Annotated in this window: 24 protein-coding genes; 7 read left to right on the top strand and 17 right to left on the bottom strand. The window is 45.0% G+C overall.

Annotated elements, in window-relative coordinates; genetic code table 11:
• The first annotated feature begins 264 nt into the window (after nt 1-264).
• From ACX5KA_RS15830 to ACX5KA_RS15805, 6 genes are all read left to right on the top strand, one after another.
• Nucleotides 265-930 carry a Bax inhibitor-1/YccA family protein gene (locus tag ACX5KA_RS15830; protein ID WP_014949619.1) on the top strand — a complete coding sequence of 222 codons (666 nt, stop codon included), beginning with the start codon at nt 265-267 and terminating at the stop codon, nt 928-930.
• A gap of 55 nt (nt 931-985) precedes the next feature.
• Nucleotides 986-1,375 (top strand): sulfurtransferase complex subunit TusD, encoded by a 390-nt coding sequence (gene tusD, locus ACX5KA_RS15825; RefSeq protein ID WP_458731629.1) that lies wholly within the window; start codon nt 986-988, stop codon nt 1,373-1,375.
• Nucleotides 1,375-1,743: a DsrE family protein gene (locus ACX5KA_RS15820; protein ID WP_039220880.1), complete on the top strand. Its 369-nt coding sequence runs from the start codon at nt 1,375-1,377 to the stop codon at nt 1,741-1,743. The genes tusD and ACX5KA_RS15820 overlap by 1 nt, the downstream gene beginning before the upstream one ends.
• Nucleotides 1,743-2,075 (top strand): hypothetical protein, encoded by a 333-nt coding sequence (locus tag ACX5KA_RS15815; protein ID WP_039220877.1) that lies wholly within the window; start codon nt 1,743-1,745, stop codon nt 2,073-2,075. The genes ACX5KA_RS15820 and ACX5KA_RS15815 overlap by 1 nt, the downstream gene beginning before the upstream one ends.
• Nucleotides 2,072-2,419 (top strand): TusE/DsrC/DsvC family sulfur relay protein, encoded by a 348-nt coding sequence (locus tag ACX5KA_RS15810; protein WP_014949623.1) that lies wholly within the window; start codon nt 2,072-2,074, stop codon nt 2,417-2,419. The genes ACX5KA_RS15815 and ACX5KA_RS15810 overlap by 4 nt, the downstream gene beginning before the upstream one ends.
• A 364-nt stretch (nt 2,420-2,783) precedes the next feature.
• Nucleotides 2,784-3,221, top strand: coding sequence for a host attachment protein (locus ACX5KA_RS15805; RefSeq protein ID WP_458731628.1), 438 nt, complete (start codon nt 2,784-2,786; stop codon nt 3,219-3,221).
• 77 nt (nt 3,222-3,298) lie between these two features.
• Here ACX5KA_RS15805 and ACX5KA_RS15800 read toward each other — a convergent pair whose 3' ends face one another.
• The 7 genes from ACX5KA_RS15800 to lrp form a co-directional block, all read right to left on the bottom strand.
• Nucleotides 3,299-4,012, bottom strand: coding sequence for an SOS response-associated peptidase family protein (locus ACX5KA_RS15800; protein WP_458731627.1), 714 nt, complete (start codon nt 4,010-4,012; stop codon nt 3,299-3,301).
• A 101-nt stretch (nt 4,013-4,113) separates the two neighbouring features.
• A complete protein-coding gene (serS, locus tag ACX5KA_RS15795; RefSeq protein ID WP_039220870.1) occupies nt 4,114-5,412 on the bottom strand; it encodes a serine--tRNA ligase in 1,299 nt (432 codons plus the stop codon).
• A gap of 10 nt (nt 5,413-5,422) precedes the next feature.
• Nucleotides 5,423-5,806, bottom strand: coding sequence for a fluoride efflux transporter CrcB (crcB, locus tag ACX5KA_RS15790; RefSeq protein WP_039220867.1), 384 nt, complete (start codon nt 5,804-5,806; stop codon nt 5,423-5,425).
• A gap of 75 nt (nt 5,807-5,881) precedes the next feature.
• Nucleotides 5,882-7,189, bottom strand: a complete 1,308-nt coding sequence (locus ACX5KA_RS15785; protein ID WP_458731626.1) for a replication-associated recombination protein A — start codon at nt 7,187-7,189, stop codon at nt 5,882-5,884.
• Complete coding sequence (gene lolA / locus ACX5KA_RS15780; protein WP_039220863.1) at nt 7,176-7,988, bottom strand: outer membrane lipoprotein chaperone LolA; 813 nt, start codon at nt 7,986-7,988, stop codon at nt 7,176-7,178. Before lolA ends, ACX5KA_RS15785 begins: the two co-directional genes overlap by 14 nt.
• Before the next feature lie 16 nt (nt 7,989-8,004).
• Nucleotides 8,005-10,794: a DNA translocase FtsK gene (locus tag ACX5KA_RS15775; RefSeq protein ID WP_371342149.1), complete on the bottom strand. Its 2,790-nt coding sequence runs from the start codon at nt 10,792-10,794 to the stop codon at nt 8,005-8,007.
• A gap of 287 nt (nt 10,795-11,081) precedes the next feature.
• The gene (gene lrp / locus ACX5KA_RS15770; RefSeq protein WP_039220858.1) at nt 11,082-11,567 is read right to left on the bottom strand and encodes a leucine-responsive transcriptional regulator Lrp; all 486 of its coding nucleotides are present in this window, start codon (nt 11,565-11,567) and stop codon (nt 11,082-11,084) included.
• Nucleotides 11,568-11,752: 185 nt separating this feature from the next.
• Between lrp and ald the strand changes: the two genes are divergently transcribed.
• Nucleotides 11,753-12,886: an alanine dehydrogenase gene (ald, locus tag ACX5KA_RS15765; protein ID WP_039220857.1), complete on the top strand. Its 1,134-nt coding sequence runs from the start codon at nt 11,753-11,755 to the stop codon at nt 12,884-12,886.
• Between the two features lie 149 nt (nt 12,887-13,035).
• Here ald and pyrF read toward each other — a convergent pair whose 3' ends face one another.
• The 10 genes from pyrF to gyrA form a co-directional block, all read right to left on the bottom strand.
• Nucleotides 13,036-13,734: an orotidine-5'-phosphate decarboxylase gene (pyrF, locus tag ACX5KA_RS15760; RefSeq protein ID WP_039220856.1), complete on the bottom strand. Its 699-nt coding sequence runs from the start codon at nt 13,732-13,734 to the stop codon at nt 13,036-13,038.
• A gap of 6 nt (nt 13,735-13,740) precedes the next feature.
• Complete coding sequence (gene lapB / locus ACX5KA_RS15755) at nt 13,741-14,910, bottom strand: lipopolysaccharide assembly protein LapB (protein WP_039220853.1); 1,170 nt, start codon at nt 14,908-14,910, stop codon at nt 13,741-13,743.
• Nucleotides 14,910-15,170 (bottom strand): LapA family protein, encoded by a 261-nt coding sequence (locus tag ACX5KA_RS15750; protein WP_240485789.1) that lies wholly within the window; start codon nt 15,168-15,170, stop codon nt 14,910-14,912. Before ACX5KA_RS15750 ends, lapB begins: the two co-directional genes overlap by 1 nt.
• A 76-nt stretch (nt 15,171-15,246) precedes the next feature.
• Nucleotides 15,247-17,589 (bottom strand): PilZ domain-containing protein, encoded by a 2,343-nt coding sequence (locus tag ACX5KA_RS15745; protein WP_458731625.1) that lies wholly within the window; start codon nt 17,587-17,589, stop codon nt 15,247-15,249.
• 202 nt (nt 17,590-17,791) lie between these two features.
• On the bottom strand, nt 17,792-18,079 hold the full coding sequence (gene ihfB, locus ACX5KA_RS15740; protein WP_014949641.1) for an integration host factor subunit beta: 288 nt from the start codon (nt 18,077-18,079) through the stop codon (nt 17,792-17,794).
• A 76-nt stretch (nt 18,080-18,155) separates the two neighbouring features.
• Entirely contained in the window at nt 18,156-19,826 is a 1,671-nt protein-coding gene (gene rpsA / locus ACX5KA_RS15735; protein ID WP_039220847.1) for a 30S ribosomal protein S1, read from the bottom strand.
• A gap of 118 nt (nt 19,827-19,944) precedes the next feature.
• Nucleotides 19,945-20,616: a (d)CMP kinase gene (gene cmk, locus ACX5KA_RS15730; RefSeq protein ID WP_014976668.1), complete on the bottom strand. Its 672-nt coding sequence runs from the start codon at nt 20,614-20,616 to the stop codon at nt 19,945-19,947.
• Between the two features lie 168 nt (nt 20,617-20,784).
• Nucleotides 20,785-22,071, bottom strand: a complete 1,287-nt coding sequence (gene aroA, locus ACX5KA_RS15725) for a 3-phosphoshikimate 1-carboxyvinyltransferase (RefSeq protein WP_039220902.1) — start codon at nt 22,069-22,071, stop codon at nt 20,785-20,787.
• A 1-nt stretch (nt 22,072) separates the two neighbouring features.
• A complete protein-coding gene (gene serC / locus ACX5KA_RS15720) occupies nt 22,073-23,158 on the bottom strand; it encodes a 3-phosphoserine/phosphohydroxythreonine transaminase (protein ID WP_039220845.1) in 1,086 nt (361 codons plus the stop codon).
• Nucleotides 23,159-23,301: 143 nt separating this feature from the next.
• Entirely contained in the window at nt 23,302-26,016 is a 2,715-nt protein-coding gene (gyrA, locus tag ACX5KA_RS15715) for a DNA topoisomerase (ATP-hydrolyzing) subunit A (RefSeq protein ID WP_458731624.1), read from the bottom strand.
• Between the last annotated feature and the right edge of the window lie 256 nt (nt 26,017-26,272).

Genomic DNA, 26,272 nt, shown 5'->3' with positions numbered 1-26,272 from the left:
TTAAACCGGGCTCTGCCAACTCTCCTGAAGTGCTGCGTATCTTAATGATATTTTTATGACTGTAAAGCGAAAAATTAAAAAAGTTGTCTAAGTGCCGAGATTTCAATCAAATAGACTGTTTAGCACGTACAAGAGATGTTTTTATATTCACCTGACACCATTTTCATCTGAAACTACTTGAAAATGGGAACTAAAACCCATACAACATACACTAAATAATTGTGAACCATTTTGGTCATATCATAAGTCCTATTGGAGGAAACAATGGATCAACGTTCGATGTATTCAAGTGCATCTCAACCATCGGTATTGCAGACGAACAAGGTTCTACGCAACACCTATATGCTGCTTGCGATGACACTGGCGTTTAGTGCAGTTTGTGCTGGTATAGCAATGGCAGTAGGCATTTCTCCTATGATGTCTCTTGTTATGACTATCGGCGCTTTTATAACTCTTTTTGTAGTTCAGAAAAAAGCTGATTCAGCATCTGGCATCTACTGGGTGTTTGCATTCACAGGTTTAATGGGTGCTTCACTAGGTTACACGCTTAATTTCTATTTAGGCGTTGCTGGTCCAGGGCTAATCATGGAAGCATTAGGTGCAACAGCCCTCGTGTTTTTCGCGCTATCTGGCTACGCCCTAACCACTAAGAAAGACTTCTCATTTATGGGCGGTTTCTTGGTAGTAGGTTTAGTGGTTGTGCTTGTGGCGGCAATTGCGAACATCTTTTTCGCAGTTCCAGCGGTAAGCTTAGCAATCAGTGCAGCGATTGTGTTTATTATGTCAGGTTTCATCTTGTTCGATACTAGCCGTATCATTCACGGTGGTGAAACAAACTACATTCGTGCAACAGTTTCGCTATACTTGAACATATACAACTTGTTCACGTCTATCCTTCACCTTTTAGGTGCGTTTGGTGGCGACGATTAAAACAGCGTTAAAGGTTTAAAGAGAAACACCCCTTAACCGGGGTGTTTTTATTTGTATGGCAGAATATTCAGTACTTATCACATCATCACCTTTTCAAGGTGACACGGCTTTGCGCGCCCTTGCGTTTGTGCAAGGCGCCATAGATAACGGCGACGTAGTTAACAACGTTTTCTTTTACAGCGAAGGTGTACACCACACCAATAACTTAATGCTAAAGACGGGCGACGAGCTGTTCGCATTTGGTGGTTGGAAGGCTCTAGCGACTGAGCACAATGTGAAATTACTTGTATGCATTACCGCCGCCGTTAAGCGAGGTATTGTTAGTGAATTAGAGGCGAAAGAGAATGGGTTGTCTCAGGCCAACTTATCCGCGCCTTTCGAGCAAGCTGGCTTGGGCGAATTCTTCACTGCGCTCCACGATTGCAACAGGTTGGTACAATTCTAATGGCGCAACTACTTATTAGGTTTACGCAAAGCCCTTTTTCCAATGCTAAAAGCCAAGACGGTTTAGATTTTGCGCTTGCTGCAACAAACTATGGGCACGAAGTTAAAGTGCTTTTTGAAAGCCAAGGTGTACTGCAGCTTGTTAAGGCAGCGTCTACCAAAGGATTAAAAAATCACACCAAACGTTTAGCTAGCATGCCGTTTTTCGATATCGAAGAATGCTTTGTGTGTAAAGCAAGTGCAGATACATACGACATTGATCAGGTTCTTTCTAATAACAGTTTAGTTGATGAGTTAGACTGTGAGTGGATAACCCCAGAAGAAAAGGTCACGCTTATCCAAAGCGTAGATCATGTGGTGACATTCTAATGCTTATTACTATTTCAACGCCAAATTTGAGCACTGAATACAAACAGCTTATTGAAGCCACTTTTGAGCAATCGACTTCTACTTATATTGTATTTGTTGGTGATGGCGTTTATGCCCCTGCATTAAACACCGCGTTTTTTGAGCAGCTGGCCAATACGGTAAAAAGCACGGTAGAGAGCACGGCAAAAGACAAACCAACGCTAAACCTGTCGTTCTTGAGTACAGATGCGGATACCAGGGGCGCAAATCTTCCCGAACATTTTAATCCAATTTCACACAAAGAACTTGCTGCAATATCAGCAAAAAATCAGCACTGGATACCCCTTTCATGACACAAGAAACCTATAGCTTCAATTATAAAGGGCAAGCGATCCCTACAGACAAAGCCGGGTATTTACTCGACTATACCCTTTGGGAAGAAGATATGGTTGAGTTGCTGGCGCAAGAAGAAAATATTGAGTTAACCGAAGCCCACTGGGAAGTGGTGCGCTTCGTACGCGCATTCTATGAAGAGTACGAAACCAGCCCAGCAATTCGTGCTTTGGTGAAAGCTATGGCCAATAAGTTTGGGCCAGAAAAAGGGAATAGCCGCTACCTGCAGCGACTCTTTAAAAAAGGCCCGGCTAAGCAAGCGACCAAACTGGCAGGATTACCTAAACCTGCGAAATGCTTGTAAAGTCGATTACGCATTGTATTTAAAGCGCTAGCGCCCCTCTGCTAGCCTTTTTCCCTTTCGCATATTCCTTGAGATTACTTACTCGTGATATCGCAGTATCGATTGTTGTGTATCGACGGGCTTAACCCCACCTACTAGCCTTCTACTAAAAGCACTCGTTAAGTTGCTGCTCGGGTTGAAGCTTAATTCGAGGTAACTATAAGAAGCGCCACCCTATTGTTATCTTTCTTGGCTTTGGTGTTGATATTGCAACACCTCTTTTACATTAGCGTTTTAACTGAGGTTTTAGGCACATTTTTCATACTCGTCTTTCACCGAACACCATAAACGTGAATGTTTTACATAAATGGACATAGGAGGCTGTATGACAGTTCAGAAACACTACGTAATTGTGGCCAACCACGACAACGCCACAGCTTACACCTATATCAACCACGGAAGTGCGCTTGTTAAAGTAAAGAAATGGCACAATGAGTTTAGTGGCGCGAGTGACCAAGACATTTATACAGATAAACCCGGCAGGCAATCGGCTCCCGCTTCGCAAGTACCAGGCGTTGATAGCATGAATCGAAAAGATGCCGCTGAACTCGAAGATGAACGATTTGCCAGTGACATTGCTGACTGGCTGGATGGCGAGCGTAAACGAGGTGCGCTAGGCTCAATAGATATTATTAGCGGGCCAGGGTTTCTTGGCAAATTGAGAAATGGAATGTCATCTCAATGTTCAGATGTGGTCGATAAAGAAGTGAAAAAGAATGTTTTAGGTGCGGACGAGGATACCTTGCTTTCTTACCTTAAATAAAGCGTTATTTAGCACAGAGGTTGTCACAGGCGGCTGTTGTTATAGCCGCCTTTATTTTGCTCTCTTGCTAGTTTAAATTAATCGTTTTCGTCAGCCTTTAATATATTGACTTCCCCCATTGCTTGAGCGCTTTTAAACGTTTTTACTCGCGTTACTTCAAGGTCGGTATAAATGCGAGGGTTATTCAAAATATACTCTACCTCATCATTCAACGAGCCATGTTTGTCAGTGGTTAACCATGCATTAATAGCGTGACTATCGTGAGGAAGAAAGCATGGAATAGATTTTTCATGATACTGGCAAAAGCCATCTATGGGCGGACGTGTCACCACCGCACAGGAAAACAACCCATTACTAAACCGCCGGTATAGCGCGCCAATAAGTAAGGCGCCGCTTTTGGGCTTCATCAAATAATGTGATTTTCCTTTTCCAAGTGGGTTTGACTCACCTACTGCCGTTGCTACAACTATAGCCCGCCGTTCACGAATAAACTTTCCCCAATAAGGGCTATCTAAGTTTCGGGCGTTAAATGTTGTTCTGTTCCCAACCTCTAGCGTGTTGCCAACAGGCTTAGCATCAAACCACCATGTCGCATCTATTGTGCTATCACTAGATACGATTATATTGGTTATTTGCCGTTCAGCTGCTTTTCCAAATGCGGGATAAAAGTTAATGACATTGCTTGAGGAAGATTCATTGACAAAAAGCGGTATCGTTTGTGTGAGACCCACTTCTTCAAGTAGCGCTATAACGTCTGGTGAGTCAGTAATACGCTGTATAAATCCGCACATAAACAATATCCATCAGTAATACACAAAAAAAATCCGATACGATTACTCATATCGGATTTCATATTATTACTGGCGGAAATGATTCGCCACTTCAAAGTGGGTTAATTGCTTGCTTTAATAACTTCCTGGCCAGCCATATAAGGCACAAGCGCCTTAGGAATGGTAACGCTACCGTCTGCTTGCTGATTATTCTCTAAAATCGCTACAAGCGTGCGCCCTACCGCTAAGCCAGAACCGTTCAATGTGTGAAGCAGTTCAGTTTTATTCGTCTCTGGGTTACGGAATCTAGCCTGCATGCGTCGTGCTTGGAAGTCCAACATGTTTGAACATGAAGAAATTTCACGGTAAGTATTCTGTGCAGGTAGCCATACTTCAAGATCGTAGGTTTTACATGCACCAAAGCCCATGTCACCGGTACATAACAGCACTTTACGGTAAGGCAATTCTAGCTTTTGAAGAATAACTTCAGCATGGCCTGTAAGTGCTTCTAGCGCGTCAAAGCTCTCTTCTGGCTTAACCAGTTGTACAAGCTCGACTTTATCGAACTGATGCTGACGAATAAGGCCACGGGTATCACGACCGTACGAACCCGCTTCTGAGCGGAAGCAAGGCGTGTGCGCAGTCATTTTCACAGGCAGCGTTTTCGCATCTAATATTTCATCCCTTGCAATATTAGTTAGCGGAACTTCCGCCGTTGGAATTAGGCTAAGCCCCTGTCCCTCTTCAGTTGCTGGCTTGGTGTGAAATAGGTCCTCACCAAATTTAGGCAACTGGCCCGTGCCGTATAAACTGTCGGCATTAACCAAATAAGGCACGTACATTTCTTGGTAACCATGTTCTTGGGTATGGGTATCAAGCATGAACTGAGCTAAGGCACGGTTTAGGCGAGCAATATCGCCGCGCATCACTACGAAACGGCTTCCAGTAAGCTTACTTGCCGTTGCGAAATCAAGGCCATTGTTTAAGCCTTCAGCCACATCAACATGGTCTTTAACTTCAAAATCAAACGTTCGAGGCTCACCCCAACGGGAAATTTCCACGTTATCGTTTTCGTTCTCACCCTCAGGAACAGATTCATGAGGCAAGTTAGGAATGCCTTGCGTAAGGGTATTTATTTCTTCCAGCAGTTCGCTAAGTTCCGCTTTAGCGGCATCAAGCTCGTCACCCAGTTTTCCCACTTCAGCTAAAAGCGGTGCGATGTCTTCACCCTGCGCTTTTGCTTTACCAATGGACTTACTTCGTACGTTACGCTCGTTTTGCAGATCCTGTGTTCTGGACTGAAGTGTTTTTCTTTTTTCTTCAAGCGAACTGAAAGCTGCTACGTCGAGGTTAAAACCACGGGCAGCTAATCGCTTAGCTGTTTGTTCTATATCGCTTCGCAAACACTTTGGATCTAACATGTGTTTCTAATTATCCTTTCATTAATTGAATGGCTAGCCAACCTGCTACTAGGCAAGCGCCAACGTTAAGAAATACATTTGCTGCGGCTTTAAGCCACAACCCGTTTTCTAATAAAGTTAAGGTTTCAACGGAAAATGTTGAGAATGTGGTAAAGGCACCTAATAGGCCTACACCAATGAGCGCACGGTAAGGCGAGTCGCTTAACTCGTGACGTTCAATAATACCGTACAGTAACGCGAGTGCGAACGACCCAACCACATTCACCGTTAGTGTACCAAACGGCATGTGTTTTCCAAATAAGGAATCTACACTTGTAGTAACAAAATAACGTAAACAGGCACCAGTTGCCCCGCCAGCGGCAATAAAACAATACAAAGCTAACCCTTGAGGCACGAAAAACTCCCTAGCGCGTTCTTTTTAGTAACTAATCCATGGTCTTTGAATTAGTAGAGGTGTATCTGTGCAACTTTACCTTTTATTGTTACTTCTCGCATTAAGTGAATCGAGAAATTCACGCTTTGCTTTCAGGGATTTTTCTAAACCTCGCTCATTGGGGTTGTATAAGCGAGTACCAGTAAGGTTCTCAGGAAAGTAAGATTCTCCCGCGGCAAACGCGTTCGGCTCGTTGTGGGCATAGCGATAACCATCGCCGTGGCCTAGCTCTTTCATCAGCGAGGTAGGCGCATTACGCAAATGCATGGGTACCGGCGCATCTGAGGTCTTGCGCGCCAGTGCTTTAGCTTCGTTAAATGCCATATAAACGGCGTTACTTTTTGCAGCTAACGCGCAATATACCGCAGCTTGCGCAATAGCGCGTTCACCCTCTGCGGGCCCTACACGGTGAAAGGTGTCCCAGGCATTGATACATAGCTGCATAGCCCTTGGGTCGGCGTTGCCAATATCTTCCGACGCGATAGCTAGAAGACGTCTTCCCACATATAGCGCGTCACCACCGCCATCGAGAATTCTTGCATACCAGTAAAGAGCTGCATCTGGATCTGAGCCTCTTACGGATTTATGAAACGCTGAAATGAGGTCGTAGAAGGTATCGCCTTTATTATCATAACTAGCTACTTTCTCGCCTACCGCATGTTCAATATCGCTGACGGTTATTTCGTTTTCTCCGGTGAAGTCCGCAGCTAGTTCCAAATACGTAAGAAGACGGCGGGCATCGCCACCGCTCAAATCTATAAGGGCGTTTCTTGCTATTTCATCAATGCCAAGAGCTCTGTCGCCAAGGCCTTTTTCGCTATCGCTCAGCGCTCTATCGACTAATTCAGATAACGCATGTTGTTCAAGTGTTTTTAGCACGTAAACACGGACTCGAGATAAAAGCGCTTTATTTAATTCAAATGAGGGGTTTTCTGTCGTTGCACCAATAAAGGTAACCACACCTGATTCAACAAATGGCAAAAACGCATCTTGCTGGCTCTTATTGAACCTGTGAACTTCATCTACAAAAAGCAGTGTTCGCTGATTGTAGCGGGCGTTTTCTTCTGCCGCGTCCATAGCGGCCCTGATGTCTTTCACCCCAGATGTTACGGCCGAAATACGCAAAACAGATGCATTAGTATACTGAGCGATAAGCTCCGCAAGAGTAGTTTTTCCGGTACCCGGCGGCCCCCACAAAATCATAGAATGACAGTGCCCTGCCTCTAACATTTTACGAAGAGGCTTACCTTCGCCAAGTAAATGGTCTTGACCGCTGTACTGCTCTATGGTAACCGGGCGCATTCGCGCCGCCAGCGGCGCGAACTCTTGATTAACGCTGGTCATCAACTATGAAGCTATCTGGAATATCAACCGAGAAGGTGTCGGCCGGCACAGGAAAGCGAGTCTCAATATTATTGAACACTAACGTGCTGATTTGCTGTTGTGCATCGAGCATATTAAGCGAAGCGAGCTCGTTGTCTTGATTGAAGGTTAAAGTAAGCGTGAGAATTTGACCGCCTTCTTCTTTTGGTGTGATTTGATAACTTTGCAAGGCATTATCGTTATTGATGCCACTTGCCAAATTGTTGGTAGATACACCACTGTTCACTTGACTGATAGAAAACTTCGACCAGATTGCTTCATCTGTCGATGTAAGCAAAACGATAGGGTTATCCTTAATCGCATTATCTTGAGAAAGCACCGTCACCTGCTCTACAAAGGTATCCACATTCCAAACCGCTTCGCCATCGGCAACCAACAAAGTTTCATCAGGAAATGTAGTTTCCCAGCGAAGCTTATTGGGGCGGGTCATGGTCAGCGTGCCTTGTGCTTCGTGAACGACATTTTGCTGTGCATCGACTACTGTTTGCGCAAAACTTGCGCGAAACTGCTTCATATTGCTTAACAAAGCCTGCAGTGACGTACTCGCAGAATCATTGATAAGCGATGAAGTTTTAGGCTGACTAGTGTTTACTGTGGCATTAGCCTGAATAGCGTCATGAGCACTGACAACCTCGTGAGCATTGTTCTTGCCTATATTTGAACCTGTACTACCTAATTCTACCGCAGCATTAGCAGCATTCATTGCCGTACCTGCCGTTACCAATGCACTCACAAAATAAACCGAAACTGCTTTATTCATTTATTCAATCCATTCGTTAATCTTTGTGGGGCGGCGGTGCAAGCACCTCACGGTTTCCGTTATGCCCCTGTGCACTTACGACACCGCTCATTTCCATTTGTTCAACTAAGCGTGCTGCACGGTTGTAACCAATTCTAAATTTACGCTGTACACTCGAGACACTCGCGCGACGGGTTTCGGTAACGAACGCGACAGCCTCGTCGTAGAATGCGTCGAATTCTTGGTCTTCACCCTCAGGCTGCTCACCTGGCAGTAAGACTTCTGCCGTTGCCTCGCCATTCAGGATCTCATCTATGTACTCTGGCTCACCACGCTTCTGCCAATCTGCCACTACCGCATGCACTTCGTGATCGTCTACAAACGCACCGTGAACACGAGTAGGTACTGGGCTTCCAGGTGGTAGGTAAAGCATGTCCCCCATACCTAACAAGGTTTCTGCACCCTGTTGGTCAAGAATGGTCCTTGAGTCTATTTTACTGGAAACCTGGAATGCACAGCGGGTTGGAATATTCGCTTTAATCAAACCTGTAATTACATCGACAGAAGGGCGCTGGGTAGCAAGAATAAGGTGGATTCCTGCCGCACGGGCTTTCTGTGCGATACGTGCAATAAGCTCTTCTACTTTTTTGCCCACAATCATCATCATGTCGGCGAATTCATCGACCACAACCACAATAGCTGGAAGCTTGGCTAAGTCTGGTGCCTCAGCATCCATACTTTCTTCGTTCTTCCAAAGGGGATCTTTTATTGGTGTGCCGTTAGCAATGGCTTCTTCCACTTTCGCGTTGTAACCTTTGAGGTTACGCACACCAAGGGCGCTCATTAGACGATAACGACGCTCCATTTCTCCTACGCACCAACGAAGCGCATTGGCCGCTTCTTTCATGTCAGTAACTACTTCAGCAAGTAAATGAGGTATGCCCTCATAAACCGAAAGTTCAAGCATTTTGGGGTCAATCATGATCATGCGAACGTCTTCAGGCGTGCTCTTATAGAGCAAACTCAAGATCATCACATTCACACCCACAGATTTACCTGACCCTGTAGTACCCGCTACCAAAAGGTGCGGCATCTTGGCTAAATCGACCACGACTGGCTGACCTGATATGTCTGCACCCAACACCATGGTTAATGGCGACTTGTTTGATTGGAACGTATCGCAGCTAATTACTTCACTCAAACGCACCATTTCACGTTTTTTATTTGGCAGTTCTAAACCAATTACTGACTTACCCGGAATAACCTCAACTACACGAACTGAAATAGCTGACATTGCACGTGCTAAGTCTTTTGATAACCCTGTAATTTTGCTCACTTTAACGCCAGGCGCTAGGTCTAGTTCAAAACGCGTAATTACTGGTCCTGGGTACACACCTACTACAGTGGCTTCAATATTGAAATCAGCGAGCTTTTCTTCGACAAGGCGAGAAATACCTTCAATCTCTTCCGGCGTAAGCGGGTTTTCATGTTTGTCGGCGCGTTCAAGCAAATCAAACGACGGCATAGGAGGCAAGTCAGGGTCAATTTGCCCTGCTCTTGCTTTTAATGGCTTAGCACCAAGTGCTGCGGGGGTAAATGCCTGAGTTGCGCCTTGAACTTCACCTTGCGTGTGCGTTGGTTGCGTATCAGCAGCAGACGCTGAAGGCTGGCTATCGTCCGCTGAGAAAGCCGTGTTATTTGTCGACGCTACTGGCTTACTTCCTGTTTCGTAAGGCAGGTCTTCATCAAACTCCTCTAAATCGTCAAAATTGATATGCGGGCTTTGTTGATGCTGCTGATTATGTTCATATTGGGCGCTTTCACTGGAAGAATGTGTTGGCTCCTCTTGACCGGATTTGCCCAAACCTACTTTATCTTTAAAACCACCCGTAACCACTTCGCGCATGCCCGATAGAGAAAAAGCCGATTTCTTGGTTTCACTATTACTGTCAACTGATGCGGTATCATTTTCCTCTTCATCAGTTTCATGATTCGACGTATTCTGAACAGATTCGTCTCTGTTATAGGTATAAAATGGCGGTTCATCTTCGACTTCGTCGATACCGAAGTTAGGTTCACTGCGAGTCGGAGTAGCCTTATGCGTTTGCTGTGGCTCAACCTGTGGAGAAGACGCCAAGGGCTCTGCCCGCATACTGGTAATATCCAACTCCGCGCCGTCAGAACTTTCTCGGCTGGAAGACTTATTGGCTAACGCCAAACGCGGCATTTCAAGTGCTAACAAACTTTGAGGTGCTGACAGGCCCTTGCGACCCAACCATAGTGTCCCTTCCCCTAATCTATCGATAATGGTAAGCCAACTGATACCTGTTAATAGAGTAAAACCGGTACAGAAAAAGCAAAGCAACAATAGGATCGTTCCAGCGGTATTAAAATAAGGTATAAGTGCCGAACTAATGACGTCACCAACAAAACCGCCCGCTGAAAAGTTGTAAATGTCGTCAAAATTTATACTGGCGATGCCCGTTGCACCAAGAGCCATTAACAGCCCACCGATAATTCTTAATCCAATAGTGAGGTAATCGAACTCATCAAGTTCTTTGATGTGTTGAAATAAGAACCAACCTAAGAAGGCGGAACCGAACGGAAGTAGATAGGCGAGAAAGCCAAATGAAAACAACAGCAGATCTGCCACCCACGCACCTGTTGCCCCTACCCAATTGTGTATGTCTAATTGTAAACCAGCCTGACTCCAGCCTGGGTCGCCTGGATGAAAAGATACTAGTGCCAGCAATAAGAAGAAGGCGAAAACACAGGCGATAATCATGCCTGCTTCCCACACTCGCTGAACCCCTGTTAATCGCGCCATAACCCTAAAAAACCTTAAAATTCTATCGCATGAAGTCATATAGACAATCGGTATTAGCCTATACGCACCACTTTTGCGCTAAACGCAGCAAAGAGCTTAGCGAACTCTTTGCAATCCCTACATAATTATTAATTATTTAATTTTCGGTAAGCAGCTGAACATAATAATGAAAATATGAATTACTCCCCTACCCCACATTTGTGAAACACAACAATTCCTTCGCTGCGCACAAATACTGTATTTTTGCACAGCCTACCACAAAAATACGCTTTTGAGCCACGCTTTCATTACTTCAAATTAATGCGCAGCGACGATGTGCTTTTTACTTCTTCCATTACAACGTATGTCCGCGACTCGCTTACGCCCGGCAAACGTAATAAGGTATCACCAAGCAATTTTCGGTAACTGCTCATATCGGCAACACGCGCTTTTAATAAAAAGTCGAAATCTCCAGACACTAAGTGACACTCTTGTATATCGTCATGCAATTTTACCGCAGCAGAAAATTCTGCAAAGATATCTACCGATGTTTTCGTTAACGTAATCTCTACGAAGACAAGCATGGCTGCGCCGAGCTTTTCTGGGTCAACGACAGCATGATATCCTTTTATATAGCCCTGAGCCTCCAGCCTCTTAACTCTCTCGAGACAAGGGCTGGGGCTTAATCCCACTTCTTTAGCAAGTTCGACGTTTGATATACGCCCGTTTTTCTGTAACTGTACCAGGATATTCCTGTCTATTCGGTCTAGGTGTTTTGGTGTCTTTACCAGCATATAAAATATCTTAAAAGCATCTTTTAGGAGAATTATATGCTACAAACACCCATTCTTCAGCAGATAGTTCTTTTTTTTATCACGTATACTCCGCAAATATGTTCACATGCTTCAAAGCCGAACACTATTTATCAAAAGTTCAACCAGAGCCGCTTAGAAGCTCACTATAAGATTGAGGACTATACATGTTAGTTGGTGTACCAAAAGAAATTAAGAACCACGAATACCGTGTTGGCTTGACGCCAGCGGCTGTAAAAGAGTTTGTTAGCCACGGTCATAGCGTTTTAGTAGAAACTAACGCAGGTGACGCAATAGGTTTCACTAACGAAATGTATGTCGAAGCAGGCGCAGCCATTGCATCAACGGCGGAGCAAGTGTTTGCTGAAGCGGAAATGATTGTAAAAGTAAAAGAGCCTCAGCCTAACGAATGTAAAATGCTTCGTAAAGGTCAGACCCTTTACACTTACCTACACCTAGCGCCTGATCCTACACAAACTAAGCTACTTGTTGAGTCGGGTGCTACGTGTATTGCTTATGAAACAGTAACCGATGACCGTGGTGGCCTTCCACTACTTGCGCCAATGAGTGAAGTAGCAGGCCGTATGTCTGTTCAAGCAGGTGCGCATTACCTTGAAAAAGCGCACGGTGGCAGCGGTACACTACTTGGCGGCGTCCCAGGCGTAGCGCCAGGCAAGGTATTAGTTATTGGTGGTGGTGTTGTAGGCACTAACGCTGCGAAAATGGCACTAGGCCTTGGTGCTGATGTTACTATTCTCGACCGCTCGCTTCCTCGTCTTCGCCAGCTCGACGATATCTTTAACGGACAAGTAAAAACGGTTTACTCAACCGTTGACGCTATCGAGCACTACTCTTCAAAAGCTGACCTTGTTGTTGGTGCGGTACTAATTCCTGGTGCAGCAGCTCCGAAGCTTCTTACTCGCGAACAAATTAAAGCCATGAAGCCTGGTTCAGTGCTTGTTGATGTTGCTATCGACCAAGGCGGATGCTTTGAAACCTCTAAAGCGACCACACACCAAGACCCTGTTTACACTGTTGATGACGTGGTTCATTACTGTGTTGCAAACATGCCTGGGGGCGTTGCGCGTACTTCTACAATGGCACTAAACAACGCTACATTGCCATTTGGTTTAGCACTAGCGAACAAAGGCCCAGCGAAAGCTATGCTAGAAGACAAGCACTTGCTTAACGGCCTAAACGTGCACGAAGGTAAGGTAACTTACAAAGCCGTTGTTGATGCACTAGGTGAAGAACTAGGTCTAACCTATACCCCCGCTGAAGTAGCGCTTAAAGGCGAATAATTTCTTAAGATTATTCTCGGGTGGGGCTGTGGCCATATCCTTGAATAAAAATATCGGAATAAAAAAGCTCGGTATGTGAACATCACATCCGAGCTTTTTTGTACCTGAACCCTTAATAACCGGCTATACAGAAGGTTTCTGATGTAGTGCTAACCGTTTATTGATTCGTTTACAGCTTTTAATACAGCAATGGGGTCTTCTGCTTTAGTGATAGGTCGCCCCATAACCAAATAACTCACGCCCGCTTTCATTGCGTCAGGTGGCGTCATAACGCGTTTTTGATCACCAGCGTCAGCGCCTACTGGGCGAATACCAGGCGTAACTAACAGAAAGTCGTCGCTGTGTTTTTCGCGTAATGCGCTGGCTTCCTGCGCAGAACATACAATGCCATCTAATCCGGCTTTTTCTGTTAACGCTGCCAAGCGCAGTACTTGTTGCTCTGGTGTTACGCCGCTTACCACATCAGCCAGTTGCGCTTCGTCCATGCTGGTAAGTACGGTAACCGCAATAAGTTTAGTTTGAGGGTTGCTGCTTGTTGCAATCGCCTCTTTAGCCGCTTGCATCATGGGTAAACCGCCTGACGCATGTACATTTACCATCCACACACCGAGCTCTGCCGCTGCTTTACACGCTTTCGCTACAGTATTTGGAATGTCGTGGAATTTAAGGTCCAAGAAAACGTCAAAGCCTTTAGCTACTAGCGCTTTTACGAATTCCGGTCCAAATAAGGTGAACATCTCCTTGCCCACTTTTAGCTTGCATAAGCTTGAATCTAATTTATCAACAAACGCCAATGCAGTGTCTTTATTGTCATAGTCTAATGCAACAATAACGCGTGGGTCATGCATGTTCTTTTATTCTCCGTCTAGCCCTTTAATGGGTTTTACTACGCCCCACTTTTTACAGCTAGGGCATAACCAATATAATTTTCGACCGGAAAAGCCACAGCTGCCACAGCGATATTTAGGCCGCTGTAACATTTGCTTTTCCACCAATTCTTTAAGTAAGCGTAAGCTATCAGCCGTGGTTTTATCTGAAAGCTGATCTATATAAAGCCCCATGAGGGTTTTAAAACCGCGCATAGTTGGGCGCTTGCGAAGTTGCTCAAGTAAGTACTCTGCCGCCTGTGCTGTCTCTCCGCGCTTCATTAGTACATCGACCATAGCCAAATAAGACGTGGCGCACTCTTGCCAGTGTGCCTCCAAGTTTTTCTGAAAGCTGTCCCAGTCATCCGTCTCTTCAGCAATTTTTTCAAGGCTCGGCACCGCTTCGCTGAACCAATTGATGTCGCGTTCGGCCACTTGTGTAAAGTACGCGTTGGCATCGGTAAAGCGTTTTTGATCAAGCGCTATATCACCTAACATAAGCCACGGCCTAACCGCGTGTTCGTCGGCGTTTACCGCTTTTTGTAATAAGGTCAATGCCGCACCTTGGCTATCGTTCTTCAACTCAACCGATGCCTGTTCACAATAAAAATGTGCTAAGCGTTCGCACAGATCATCATTGTCACCATGACACTGCACCATCCGCTCGGCCAATTCTATGGCTCTTTCCCACTCTTTCGTGGTCTGGTAGATACTGAAAAGTTGCTGTTGAGCTACAAGGTAGTGTTTATCGCTGTTAAGCAGTTGAAGAAAGGCATTTTCCGCACGCTCTAGAAAGCCTGCTTGCGTATAATCGTGGCCAAGTTCCCGAAGCGCATTTTCTCGCTGGGCGGGCTGGAGTTCGTCACGACTCACTAAATTTTGATGAACTTTGATCGCGCGGTCTATTTCTCCGCGATGACGGAAAAAACTGCCCATTGCAATATGAGTTTCCACCGTATCGCTGTTTACGTTAATCATTTTAATTAGCGTATCAACAGCTTTATCAGGTTGGTCTGAAAGTAAAAAATTCAGGCCTTTGTAATAATGCTTAGATAGGATACTTGACTGTTTTCGCTGCGCTTGACGGACACTATTTCGGCCCATTATCCAACCGTACCCTGCCGCAACAGGTAAAAGGAGAAACAGCAGTTCGAGCATTAGTGTTCTTGTTCCAAACTCTGTATTTTAGATTGCGCAGACATTAACTGAACACGTAACTTTAGCCAACTCATTAACATGATCAAAATGCCGATCCCCAAGCCTATTGAAAGTGTAATCGCTATCAATGTCGATAGACGAAGATTCGCCTGAGCAATTAGATAATTAACTGTTACTTGTGCTTCATTTTGAGAGCCAATCACAAATGCGATGGCAAGTAGCACCAAGATGATGAGAAACGCTAGGATCCCTTTCAACACTCAACCCTTTTTAATTGATTTATTTACAAGAATAGCAAAATGCGAAAAGAGATAACACTAAAAGCGTATGGGAAATTTAAGCAGCGCCTTCACTTTCCAGTTCATGGCGCTGAGGTTTTGCTATGAGGTTGTCCACCACTAAATCGTGGTGGAGCGCAGACATATTCGTGATGAAGATGCAGTGAGTGTAACCTGCTTGCATAGTTTCAAGCTTATCGTACATGGCTTTGTCTAACTTCGATAACTGTGCAAGTCTCTTTTTGGTTAATGGCGTGATTGCGCCGTGGCAGCGTATTGCCGTAACGTCGGTTGCACTAAGCTGGATTTTTTCTTCATCTAACTGGGTTTTGATTTGCATACGTAGCTTAGAGAACAAAAAATCACGTTCTTTTATATATACAAGACGGTTGTCGCTCTTTCTTACACAATGCACCACCAAGGCTTGTTCAGAGGTTTCCTTAAACATGGCTTCTAAAATTTGTGACTTGGGCTTAGCCTGCCCTTTGTCTGCAAAAAAGCCGTGCAGGGGGATGATATTTTGGGTCCGAGAAAACGGATAAAGGTCGTCAGATGCGTCACTTTGATAGACTGTTTTCAGCCTGTCTAACGTAAAGCGGTTCATCACACATAGTACCGATAAAGACGGCATATGCCTAACCGCCAACTCCCAGATGAAACGATGTGTTGAACGCTGAATACGAGCAATATCTCTTACTTTAAAATAGGCGGTATTTTCTTCAACCATGTGATCGACACTAGAACTCACTTTCGCCTTGCGCGTATCTTCTACAAGACACAACCTTACAACGCCCGTATCAGCCTGGTAATGTACGACCTTGTATTTTTCGCCTTTAATTTTCAGTTCAGGCACAGATACGCGAATTTCTTTCTGCAGGTCGCTATGGGGCGCAACCTTCAACTTCATACCGCTTGCACTTAAATCGGCAACTCGAGCATCAAGGGAGGTAAGCAAGCCCACTTTAATAGAAGCGGGCTTATCTATAACATAACGCGTCTCACTACGCCTATCTAAATCTTCCTCCATGACAAAGTCGATACGCCAGTTATTACCGCTGGCTTTCAATGTTTTAGACAACGGCTTGAAATCGCATTTAGCAGAAAGCGTCAAATTTGTAAGATAAGCAGACACGTCTTTACAGTACAACACGTGCGAGATCTGCGCTAATTGTTCAAATTCCTTACTAGCAATATCGTGAATCGCAAAGGCTTTTTGTTTATCTTCGCGGGTTACACTATCGAGTCGACAGTGAGTACAAATGAAGTCACCACCCTTAGCTAGCAAATACACAAGCGCATTAAGTTGTTTGAGCCCAAGGAGCTGCCTATGCGTTGCGGTTATCTGAACGTTGCCATTTTTGGTTTTGATGTTGCCGTGAAATACATAAGCTTCATTGTACTTTCGCAACTCATCAACTAACGTTTCGAATATAGGCTTATCTTGCAGGCTTGCCAGTAGCTTGCCCGCATCGTTGTGTTCAACATTAGCTTTGGTAAAAAGAGCGATGATAGGTTTGAGCGACTTTTTCTCTGGCGCGAGAAATACCGGCATCCACGGGCTATTTTCGAGTATTCGGTCGCGCTCTAGTTCTTGCATGGCGCGTTCTATTTCCAAATCTCGCTGCAGCGGTTGCTTATAGGCAGTAACCGCTACGTAACGTTTAAGTGTTGCTAAGAACCCCTTATCGACGTCATCTAAAAAATTAAACGACGTTTCATATTTCCCTAAATGTTTATTGTATTTTACAGACTCTAATTCAAGGGTAATTTCAGTGGGTTCTTTGGTTAACCCTTTAACTTCAGGAATGGTAAACGTGATGATGTCGCCGGTGGATGCATTAGGTGGCCTTTTCGTCTCTAAACTAATGCCTTTATGTGACATAGAGCTGATTGAGCAATGGCGACCTTTTTCGAACTCGGGGGAAGTTATAGTAAAGTTTGGTCGGATAGCAATGTCATCGCCAAAATCTATATCTGTAAACGATTGGCTTTCAACATTAAAAGCATCGACAATTTTTTTGAATTGTTCTTTTTTTATTTGGTTTTGGTAGAAGTCTGAGTTCATTACCGACTCAAACACACCTACGGTGTACCTGTCTTGATAGAGCGATGTTTCGTTTTTGAGGATCTGCGCGCCAACTTTATCGAGGCGCATCTGAACACCGAAGTGCTTGAACTTCATAACAGGAAATTGGGCGAAGGCAGAATTATCGGCGGGAGCGTCGGTTAACGATGTTAATCGAACGACCTCTTCTTTCACGACTTTTCGGACACTACTAGGCAAACGCTTCGAAAACTTGTTAATTCCCTCTAACAACCTGTTTTGTTGTTCATATGGAATTAACGCGCGAATGAGCGGCTGGTACTGTTTTATTATTGCTTGTTCATCGCCGGCTGACATTACTTCTACGTATACCGTTTATTATTATTCGAATAATATATAACCCTACTTTAGTCGGGGTCAATAGGTATTAAAAATTAAACAAAAGTATCTCAGGGCATTCGTTAATTTAAGCTAGGCAGAGAGTTAAATGAAAGGCTAATTGTGATAATACTTTCCATCAGACACAAAAAAGCCGCTTTTCAGCGGCTTTTAAAATACATTATGCGATTGAGGCGTCTACCCTTTCGCGAAGCTCTTTACCAGGCTTGAAGTGCGGTACATATTTACCGTCAAGTTTCACCGTCTCACCCGTTTTTGGGTTTCTACCAACGCGTGGTGCGCGATAGTGAAGAGAGAAACTTCCGAAACCTCTAATTTCAATACGCTCGCCCTTTTGAAGCGTTTGCGCCATCTGCTCTAGAAGTTCTTTAATTGCCAGTTCGAGTTCCTTCGCCGGAATGTGACGCGCTTGATCCGCGAGCCGTTCAATTAATTCAGACTTGGTCATGCTTAACCTCATTGTCAATATTATTGTTTAAACAGCTATCGCGAATTGGGTGTGCAGATGCACACCCACAAAAGCATTATTCGCCTTTAGCAGCTTTAAATGCTTCTGCCATCGCGTTAGCGAAACCAACATCTTCTTGCTGGTTAACTTTATCGATAGCTTCTTTTTCGTCAGCCTGATCTTTCGCTTTAACAGATAGGTTAACAGTGCGGTTCTTACGGTCAACGCCCATAAACTTCGCTTCGATGCTATCACCAACGCTTGCCGCTTCTGTTGCGTCTTCAACACGCTCTACAGCAAGATCTGCAACGCGGATGTAGCCGTCAACTTCTTCAGCTAGGTTTACAGTAACGCCTTTCGCATCAACTGCTGTTACTGTACCAGTAACGATAGCACCTTTCTTGTTATCTGTCAGATACTTGTTGAAAGGATCTTCTTCGATTTGCTTAACGCCAAGAGAGATACGCTCACGCTCTGGGTCGACTTGTAGTACAACTGCAGAGATTTCATCGCCTTTCTTGTAGTCGCGAACCGCGTCTTCACCAGACTTATTCCAGCTGATGTCAGAAAGGTGAACTAGACCGTCGATGCCGCCGTCAAGACCGATGAAGATACCGAAGTCAGTGATTGACTTGATCTTACCAGATACCTTGTCACCTTTTTCGTGTGACTCAGCAAATGTTTCCCAAGGGTTAGCAATGCATTGCTTAAGACCTAGAGAAATACGACGACGCTCTTCGTCAATTTCAAGAACCATTACATCTACAGTGTCACCTAGGTTAACAACCTTAGATGGGTGGATGTTCTTGTTAGTCCAATCCATTTCAGAAACGTGTACAAGACCTTCAACGCCATCTTCGATTTCAACGAAGCAGCCGTAGTCAGTAAGGTTAGTAACCTGACCGTTGATCTTAGTACCTTCTGGGTAACGAGAAGCAATTTCTTGCCATGGATCGTTGCCCATTTGCTTCATACCAAGAGAAACGCGCTGCTTCTCTTTGTCGAACTTAAGTACTTTAACGTTGATTTCGTCACCAACATTCACGATTTCACTTGGGTGCTTAACGCGCTTCCAAGCCATATCAGTGATGTGTAGAAGACCGTCTACGCCACCAAGGTCAACGAACGCACCGTAATCGGTAAGGTTCTTAACGATACCCTTGATTTCATGACCTTCTTCAAGGTTAGCAAGAAGCGTTTCGCGCTCTGCGCTGCTTTCTGCTTCGATAACTGCACGACGAGAAACAACAACGTTGTTACGCTTAGCGTCAAGCTTGATAACTTTAAACTCAAGCTCTTTGCCTTCAAGGTGCGTAGTGTCACGTACTGGACGTACGTCAACAAGAGAACCTGGAAGGAACGCGCGTACACTGTTAACTTCAACAGTGAAACCGCCTTTAACTTTACCGTTGATAACGCCTTTAATTGTAGCTTTATCTTCGTAAGCTTTTTCCAGCTCAACCCACGCTTCGTGACGCTTCGCTTTTTCGCGAGAAAGGATAGTTTCACCGAAACCATCTTCAACTGCATCTAGTGCTACGTCTACTTGGTCACCGATAGCGATTTCTAGTTCGCCTTCAGCGTTTTTGAATTGGTCAGCTGGGATAGCACTTTCTGATTTCAAGCCTGCATCAACAAGAACGATGTCTTTGTCGATAGAAACAACAGTACCTTTTACAATTGAACCAGGACGTGTTTCTAGTTCTTGTAAGCTTTCTTCAAAAAGTTGTGCAAAATTTTCAGTCATAAGTCTCAAATAACTTTTAAGTTGATATCCACGCTTCTTATCCGGATAACGCGGGGTTATTAAAATTAGTCGCCACTTCCTGTAGCAACACTGCTTTGGATGCGATCAGCTCTCGTCATTAAAGGCGTGAGGAAATAATATCCATCGCTTTTTCAAAGACTTGGTCAATATCCAAGTCCGTTGAATCTATAATTACTGCATCTTGTGCCGGTACCAAAGGAGCCACCGCACGTTGTGTATCGCGCTCGTCTCTTGCCTTGATATCGGTTAAAAGGCGCGCAATATTAACATCCATGCCCTTTGCTTTCAACTGGCTATAACGGCGTTCAGCACGGGCTTCTGCGCTTGCTGTAAGGAAAATCTTTACAGGCGCATCGGGAAATACCACCGTACCCATGTCGCGACCGTCAGCAACAAGACCAGGATCTTGTTGGAAAGCGCGCTGTCTGCGAAGTAGTGCTTCGCGCACACGGGGTAATGCCGCAACTTTCGACGCAACAGCGCCAACTTCTTCGGTGCGAATATCGTCGGTAACGTCTTCGCCTTCTAAGATTATGCGAGTGGTATCGCCATTCGTCTCGAAACTAACATCAAGACCGGTTGCTAGAGGAACAACACATTCTTCATCATCACACGGAAGGTCGTGGTGTAGTGCGGCAACTGCTAATACGCGGTAAATTGCGCCGCTATCTAGAAAGTGCCACCCTAATTTCTTTGCCAGTAAGCTACTTAACGTACCTTTACCTGCACCACTAGGACCGTCAACCGTGACTACGGGTGTGGAATGCATACCTGCTCCATCGTTTAAATTACTAAAAATCGCGCGCAATTATACGCTTTAGTTCAAGATAAGCAATGCCACCTACTAGCGGTGGCATTGTACATTTGGATAAATATGGCGCGGTTACGCGTTATGTGACCAAGACCTTACACGATTACGCAAGGTCGTTGCCACACTTTACTGATTGCTATACAGTGTTTTAAAGCGGGTAAAGTAGTCTGGAAACGTTTTGCGCGTGCAGCCCGGGTCGTTTATTGTTACCGGCGTATCGCTTAGTGCAACAAGCGAGAAACACATGGCAATACGATGGTCGTTATACGTGTCTATCTCAGCATGTTTTAGCGAGTCAGTTGGCCACACTTTAATATAGTCGTGCCCTTCTTCTACTTTCGCCCCCAACTTTTGAAGCTCAGTGGCCATAGCCGCTAGACGGTCTGTTTCCTTGACACGCCAGTTATAAATGTTGGTCATGGTAGTTGGACCTTCAGCAAACAATGCCGTCGTAGCAATGGTCATCGCTGCATCTGGAATATGGTTCATATCCATGTTCACGCCTTTAAGCGGCGCACCCGTTATTTCAACATATTCATCGTGCCAAACCACCGTTGCTCCCATGGCCTCGAGTACATCAGCAAAACGAATGTCACCTTGAATGCTGTTTTGGCCAATTCCGGTTACGCGTACCGTTCCACCTTTAATGGCACCGGCTGCAAGGAAGTAAGACGCTGACGATGCATCGCCTTCTACCATAAATTTACTCGGCGCAATATACTTAGCGTCACCAGAAACCGTGAACGTTTGGTAGTTATCATTTACAACTGTAACGCCGAACTTTGCCATGGTATCTAACGTGATATCGATATAAGGCTTAGAAACCAACTCACCTTTTATACGAATAGTCACATCACCTGAAAATAACGGCGCAGCCATCAAAAGAGCAGTTAAAAACTGGCTAGATACACTGCCGTCTACTGACATTTCGCCACCGTTTAAAGTTTTACCCTTAATTTGAAGCGGCGGGAAACCTTCGTTTTTGAGATAGGTGACGTCAGCATCAGCTTCGCGCAGCGCATCCACTAAATCACCAATTGGACGCTCTTCCATACGCGGTTCACCGGTAAGTACTGTGTCGACGTTACTAGCAGCGAGTGCAGCGCACAAAGGTCGCATTGCAGTACCGGCATTGCCTAGGAAAAGCTCTAGTGGCTCAGCTACGTTGAACGCGCCACCGTTACCTTGAACAACGCATTGAGTTTTGTCTTCGCTCAAGCGGTAGTTGATGCCTAATTTGGTGAGTGCATTAAGCATATGCTCAATATCTTCGCTATCTAGCAAGTTGGTTAATTCAGTTTCACCTTCAGCTAACGCGGCAAGCAGTAGTGCGCGGTTAGACAGACTTTTTGAGCCAGGTACATTGACCTCTCCCGATACTTTTGCAATCGGGTCTAATGTTAACTGCTCCATTTTATCCATTCACTCTTTCAAATTCGCGCATAAATTCAACTAGCGCAACAATGCCCTCTACTGGCATTGCATTATAAATACTGGCACGCATGCCCCCTACTGAACGATGCCCTTTAAGAGCAAGTAACCCTGCTTCTTGTGACTGTTTTAGGAACAATCCGTCGAGTTCAGCATTGGCTAAATGAAACGGCACGTTCATTTTTGAACGGTTGTCAGGGTGAACTTTACTTGAATAGAAATCAGAGCTATCGATAGCTGAATACAATAACGCCGCCTTTTCAGCATTGCGTTTAGCCATAGCGTCAACGCCGCCCATATCTTTAAGCCATTCAAATACAAGCCCCGCTAAGTACCATGAGAACGTTGGCGGTGTGTTGTACATAGAGTCAGACTTTGCCGCTAATGCATAATCGAAGATAGAGGGCGTTTCTTTACGTGCTTTGCCAACCAAGTCTTCGCGAACAATAACAACTGATAAGCCGCTTGGTCCAATATTCTTTTGTGCTCCAGCGTATATGACGCCATGCTTTGCTACATCTAACGGCTGTGACAATATTGTCGAAGACATATCAGAAACCAGCGGAACCTTGCCCGACTCTGGTAGCCAATCGAAAGCAATTCCGTCAACGGTTTCATTTGGACAGAAATGGTAATACGCGGCAGATTGGTCTATGTCGCTCAACTGAGGTGGCGCAATATAATGTAGGCCATCTTTTTCAGATACTTGACCCACAACAACGGCACGATTGTATTTATTTGCTTCGTCTACCGCTCCCTTTGACCAAGAGCCACTGACTAAATGCAGACTAGTGTCATCGGCCTTGGATAAGTTAAGAGGGACAGCCGCAAATTGCCCGCGACCACCACCGTGCGTAAACAGCACATGGTAGTTGGAAGGAATGGACAGCAATTCTCGCAAATCTTGCTCGGCTTTTGCCGCTATTTCAATGAAGTCTTTACCACGATGGCTAACTTCCATGACCGAGCAGCCTAAATCGCGCCAATTTGTAAATTCTGATTGTGCTTTTTCCATAACTTCTTTTGGAAGCATGGCGGGGCCAGCACTAAAGTTAAAAACCTCTTTCATCGCGTTTTTCAACACCTGTAGATAATTACCGTTTGACCCGCTTTGTTAAACGTTTTGCGGGTCTATTAGGTAAACAAGCGGCTAAAGCCGCTTGTTTGAAAGAACACTGATAATGCGCAAGTATGGATACCTGCGCCCTATCCCTACTCTTCTGTCGTTGAGCCGTCACCGTCTTCTGCGGTGTTCAATTGCTCTTGAACAGCAGTTTCTGCTTGTTCTGGCGTATCTTCAGAAATGATTGGGTTACCGTCCTCATCGAGTTCTTGTAACTCTTCCACTTCTTCAATACGCTGTAACCCTACAACGTGTTCACCTTCTACTGTACGTATCAAGCGAACCCCTTGTGTGTTACGGCCTACTACTGACACTTCGCCCACACGGGTACGAACCAGTGTGCCTTGGTCACTAATAAGCATAATTTCGTTGGTTTCGTCTACCTGAACCGCACCAACCACTTTACCGTTACGCTCAGACACCTTAATTGATACAACACCTTGTGTAGCACGGCTCTTCGCAGGGTAATCTTCAAGCGGAGTACGCTTACCGAAACCATTCTCTGTAGCTGTCAGGATTGGACCATCGCCTTTTGGAACAATGAGTGATACCACTTTTTGTCCATCTTGCAGACGAATACCGCGAACACCTGTTGCCGTTCTTCCCATTGGACGAAGTGCCAGAAGCTCTTCACCCGTCTCTGGGTCACGCTTAACTTCACCGGTTTCGCTGTCGCGAAGCTTCTCGTTAAAGCGAACTACTTTACCCGCGTCAGAGAACAACATTATGTCGTCATCACCGTGAGTGATATCAACACCAATCAGCTCATCACCTTCGTTCAGGTTAACAGCGATAATACCGCTTGAACGAGGGCGAGAGTATAGGCTTAGGTCAGTCTTTTTAACTGTACCGTTTGCCGTTGCCATCAGTACAAACTTGCCTTCTTCAAATTCTTTAATAGGAAGAATAGCAGTAATACGTTCGTTTTCTTCAAGCGGTAGAATGTTAACAATTGGGCGTCCGCGCGCATTACGGCTAGCAAACGGCAATTGATACACTTTCAACCAGTACAAGCGACCACGGGTTGAGAAGCAAAGTATGTGATCGTGGGTATTAGCTACCAATAATCTTTCGATGAAATCTTCATCTTTCATCTTGGTTGCTGACTTACCACGGCCACCACGACGCTGTGCTTCGTAGTCTGTAAGTTTTTGATATTTCACATAACCTTCGCGAGAAAGCGTTACTACAACATCTTCTTGCTCTATAAGATCTTCAATATCAATATCGTGACTTGCTGCCGTAATTTCAGTACGACGTTCATCACCAAATTCATCACGTACTTTTTCAAGTTCTTCTTGAATCACTTCCATCAAACGCTCTGGGCTATTTAGGATGTGAAGAAGTTCTGCGATGATCTCTAGAAGTTGCTTATACTCTTCTAGAATTTTCTCGTGCTCAAGACCTGTTAGCTTGTGTAAGCGAAGGTCAAGAATAGCTTGCGCTTGCTGTTCTGTCAGATAGTACTTGCCGTCGCGAATACCAAATTCTGGCATTAGCCAATCAGGGCGTGCAGCGTCATCGCCTGCGCGCTCCAGCATTTGCGCTACATCACCTAAGTCCCAACCTTGTGCTACAAGCGATTTCTTGGCGTCTGCTGGGCTTTGTGACGCTTTAATCAACTCGATAATTGGGTCGATGTTCGCAAGCGCTATCGCCAAACCTTCAAGGATGTGAGCACGGTCGCGAGCTTTACGTAATTCAAATACGGTACGACGAGTAACCACTTCACGACGGTGAAGAATAAACGCTTCAAGCGTTTCTTTAAGGTTAAATACCTTTGGCTGACCGTTATCAAGCGCAACCATGTTAATACCGAATACCGTCTGAAGCTGGGTATTGGCATATAAGTGGTTAAGTAGAACCTCTGCAGACTCGTTTCGCTTCACTTCAATAACAATGCGCATACCGTCTTTATCAGACTCGTCTCGCAGTGCAGAAACGCCTTCGATGCGCTTTTCTTTTACCAGTTCAGCAATCTTTTCAATAAGACGCGCTTTGTTAACCTGGTAAGGGATCTCGTTAACAACAATGGTTTCTTTGCCGTTGCTGTCAGTTTCAATTTCCGCCTTAGCGCGAAGATAAATTTTACCGCGACCTGTGCGATACGCATCTTCAATACCTTTACGACCACTTATCATTGCAGCCGTTGGGAAGTCAGGACCTGGAATGTGGGTCATTAGATCATCAATGGTAATTGATGGATCTTGTATTAACGCTACGCAGCCGTTGATCACTTCGGTGAGGTTATGTGGCGGAATATTCGTCGCCATACCAACCGCGATACCCGGGGAGCCGTTAACAAGAAGGTTAGGCACCTTCGTAGGCAATACTTCAGGGATATGTTCTGTACCATCGTAGTTAGGTACGAAATCAACGGTTTCTTTATCTAAATCGGCGAGTAATTCGTGCGCAATTTTTGCCATGCGAACTTCGGTATAACGCATCGCAGCAGCTGAGTCGCCATCTACCGATCCGAAGTTACCTTGACCGTCTACCAACATGTAGCGAAGCGAGAACGGTTGCGCCATACGAACAATAGTGTCGTAAACTGCAGAGTCACCGTGAGGGTGATATTTACCAATTACGTCACCTACCACACGGGCAGATTTTTTGTATGGCTTGTTAAAGTCGTTTTTCAGTTCGTTCATTGCGAACAGCACACGACGGTGCACTGGCTTCAAGCCATCTCTTACGTCAGGCAAGGCTCGCCCGACAATAACGCTCATCGCGTAATCAAGGTAAGAGTTTTTTAACTCTTCCTCAATATTAACGGGGAGGATTTCTTTAGCGTTATCAGACATAAACTGCTTAATCCCTTTATCTTGGTTTGTTCTGCGTTATCCAGCACTTCGCTTCACATCGTTGTGAAAGCAAGGCGTGGGAGCGCACTGTTATTATTATGTGGGTCATAATCGTGCTTCGAGTGTACCACTTGATGACAGAATTATGTAGCGCTTAATTACGCTTATTAATCAACTAAAAGGCAAGCGATTATTTTTCGTTCGACCCTTCTTATAATTTGTCTATTTCTGTTTAAAAACAGTGAAACACAACCGT

The organism is Alteromonas alvinellae (assembly GCF_902705805.1).
Note: the sequence above shows the minus strand (reverse complement) of the source record. Positions and strands in the feature narration are given on the sequence as shown.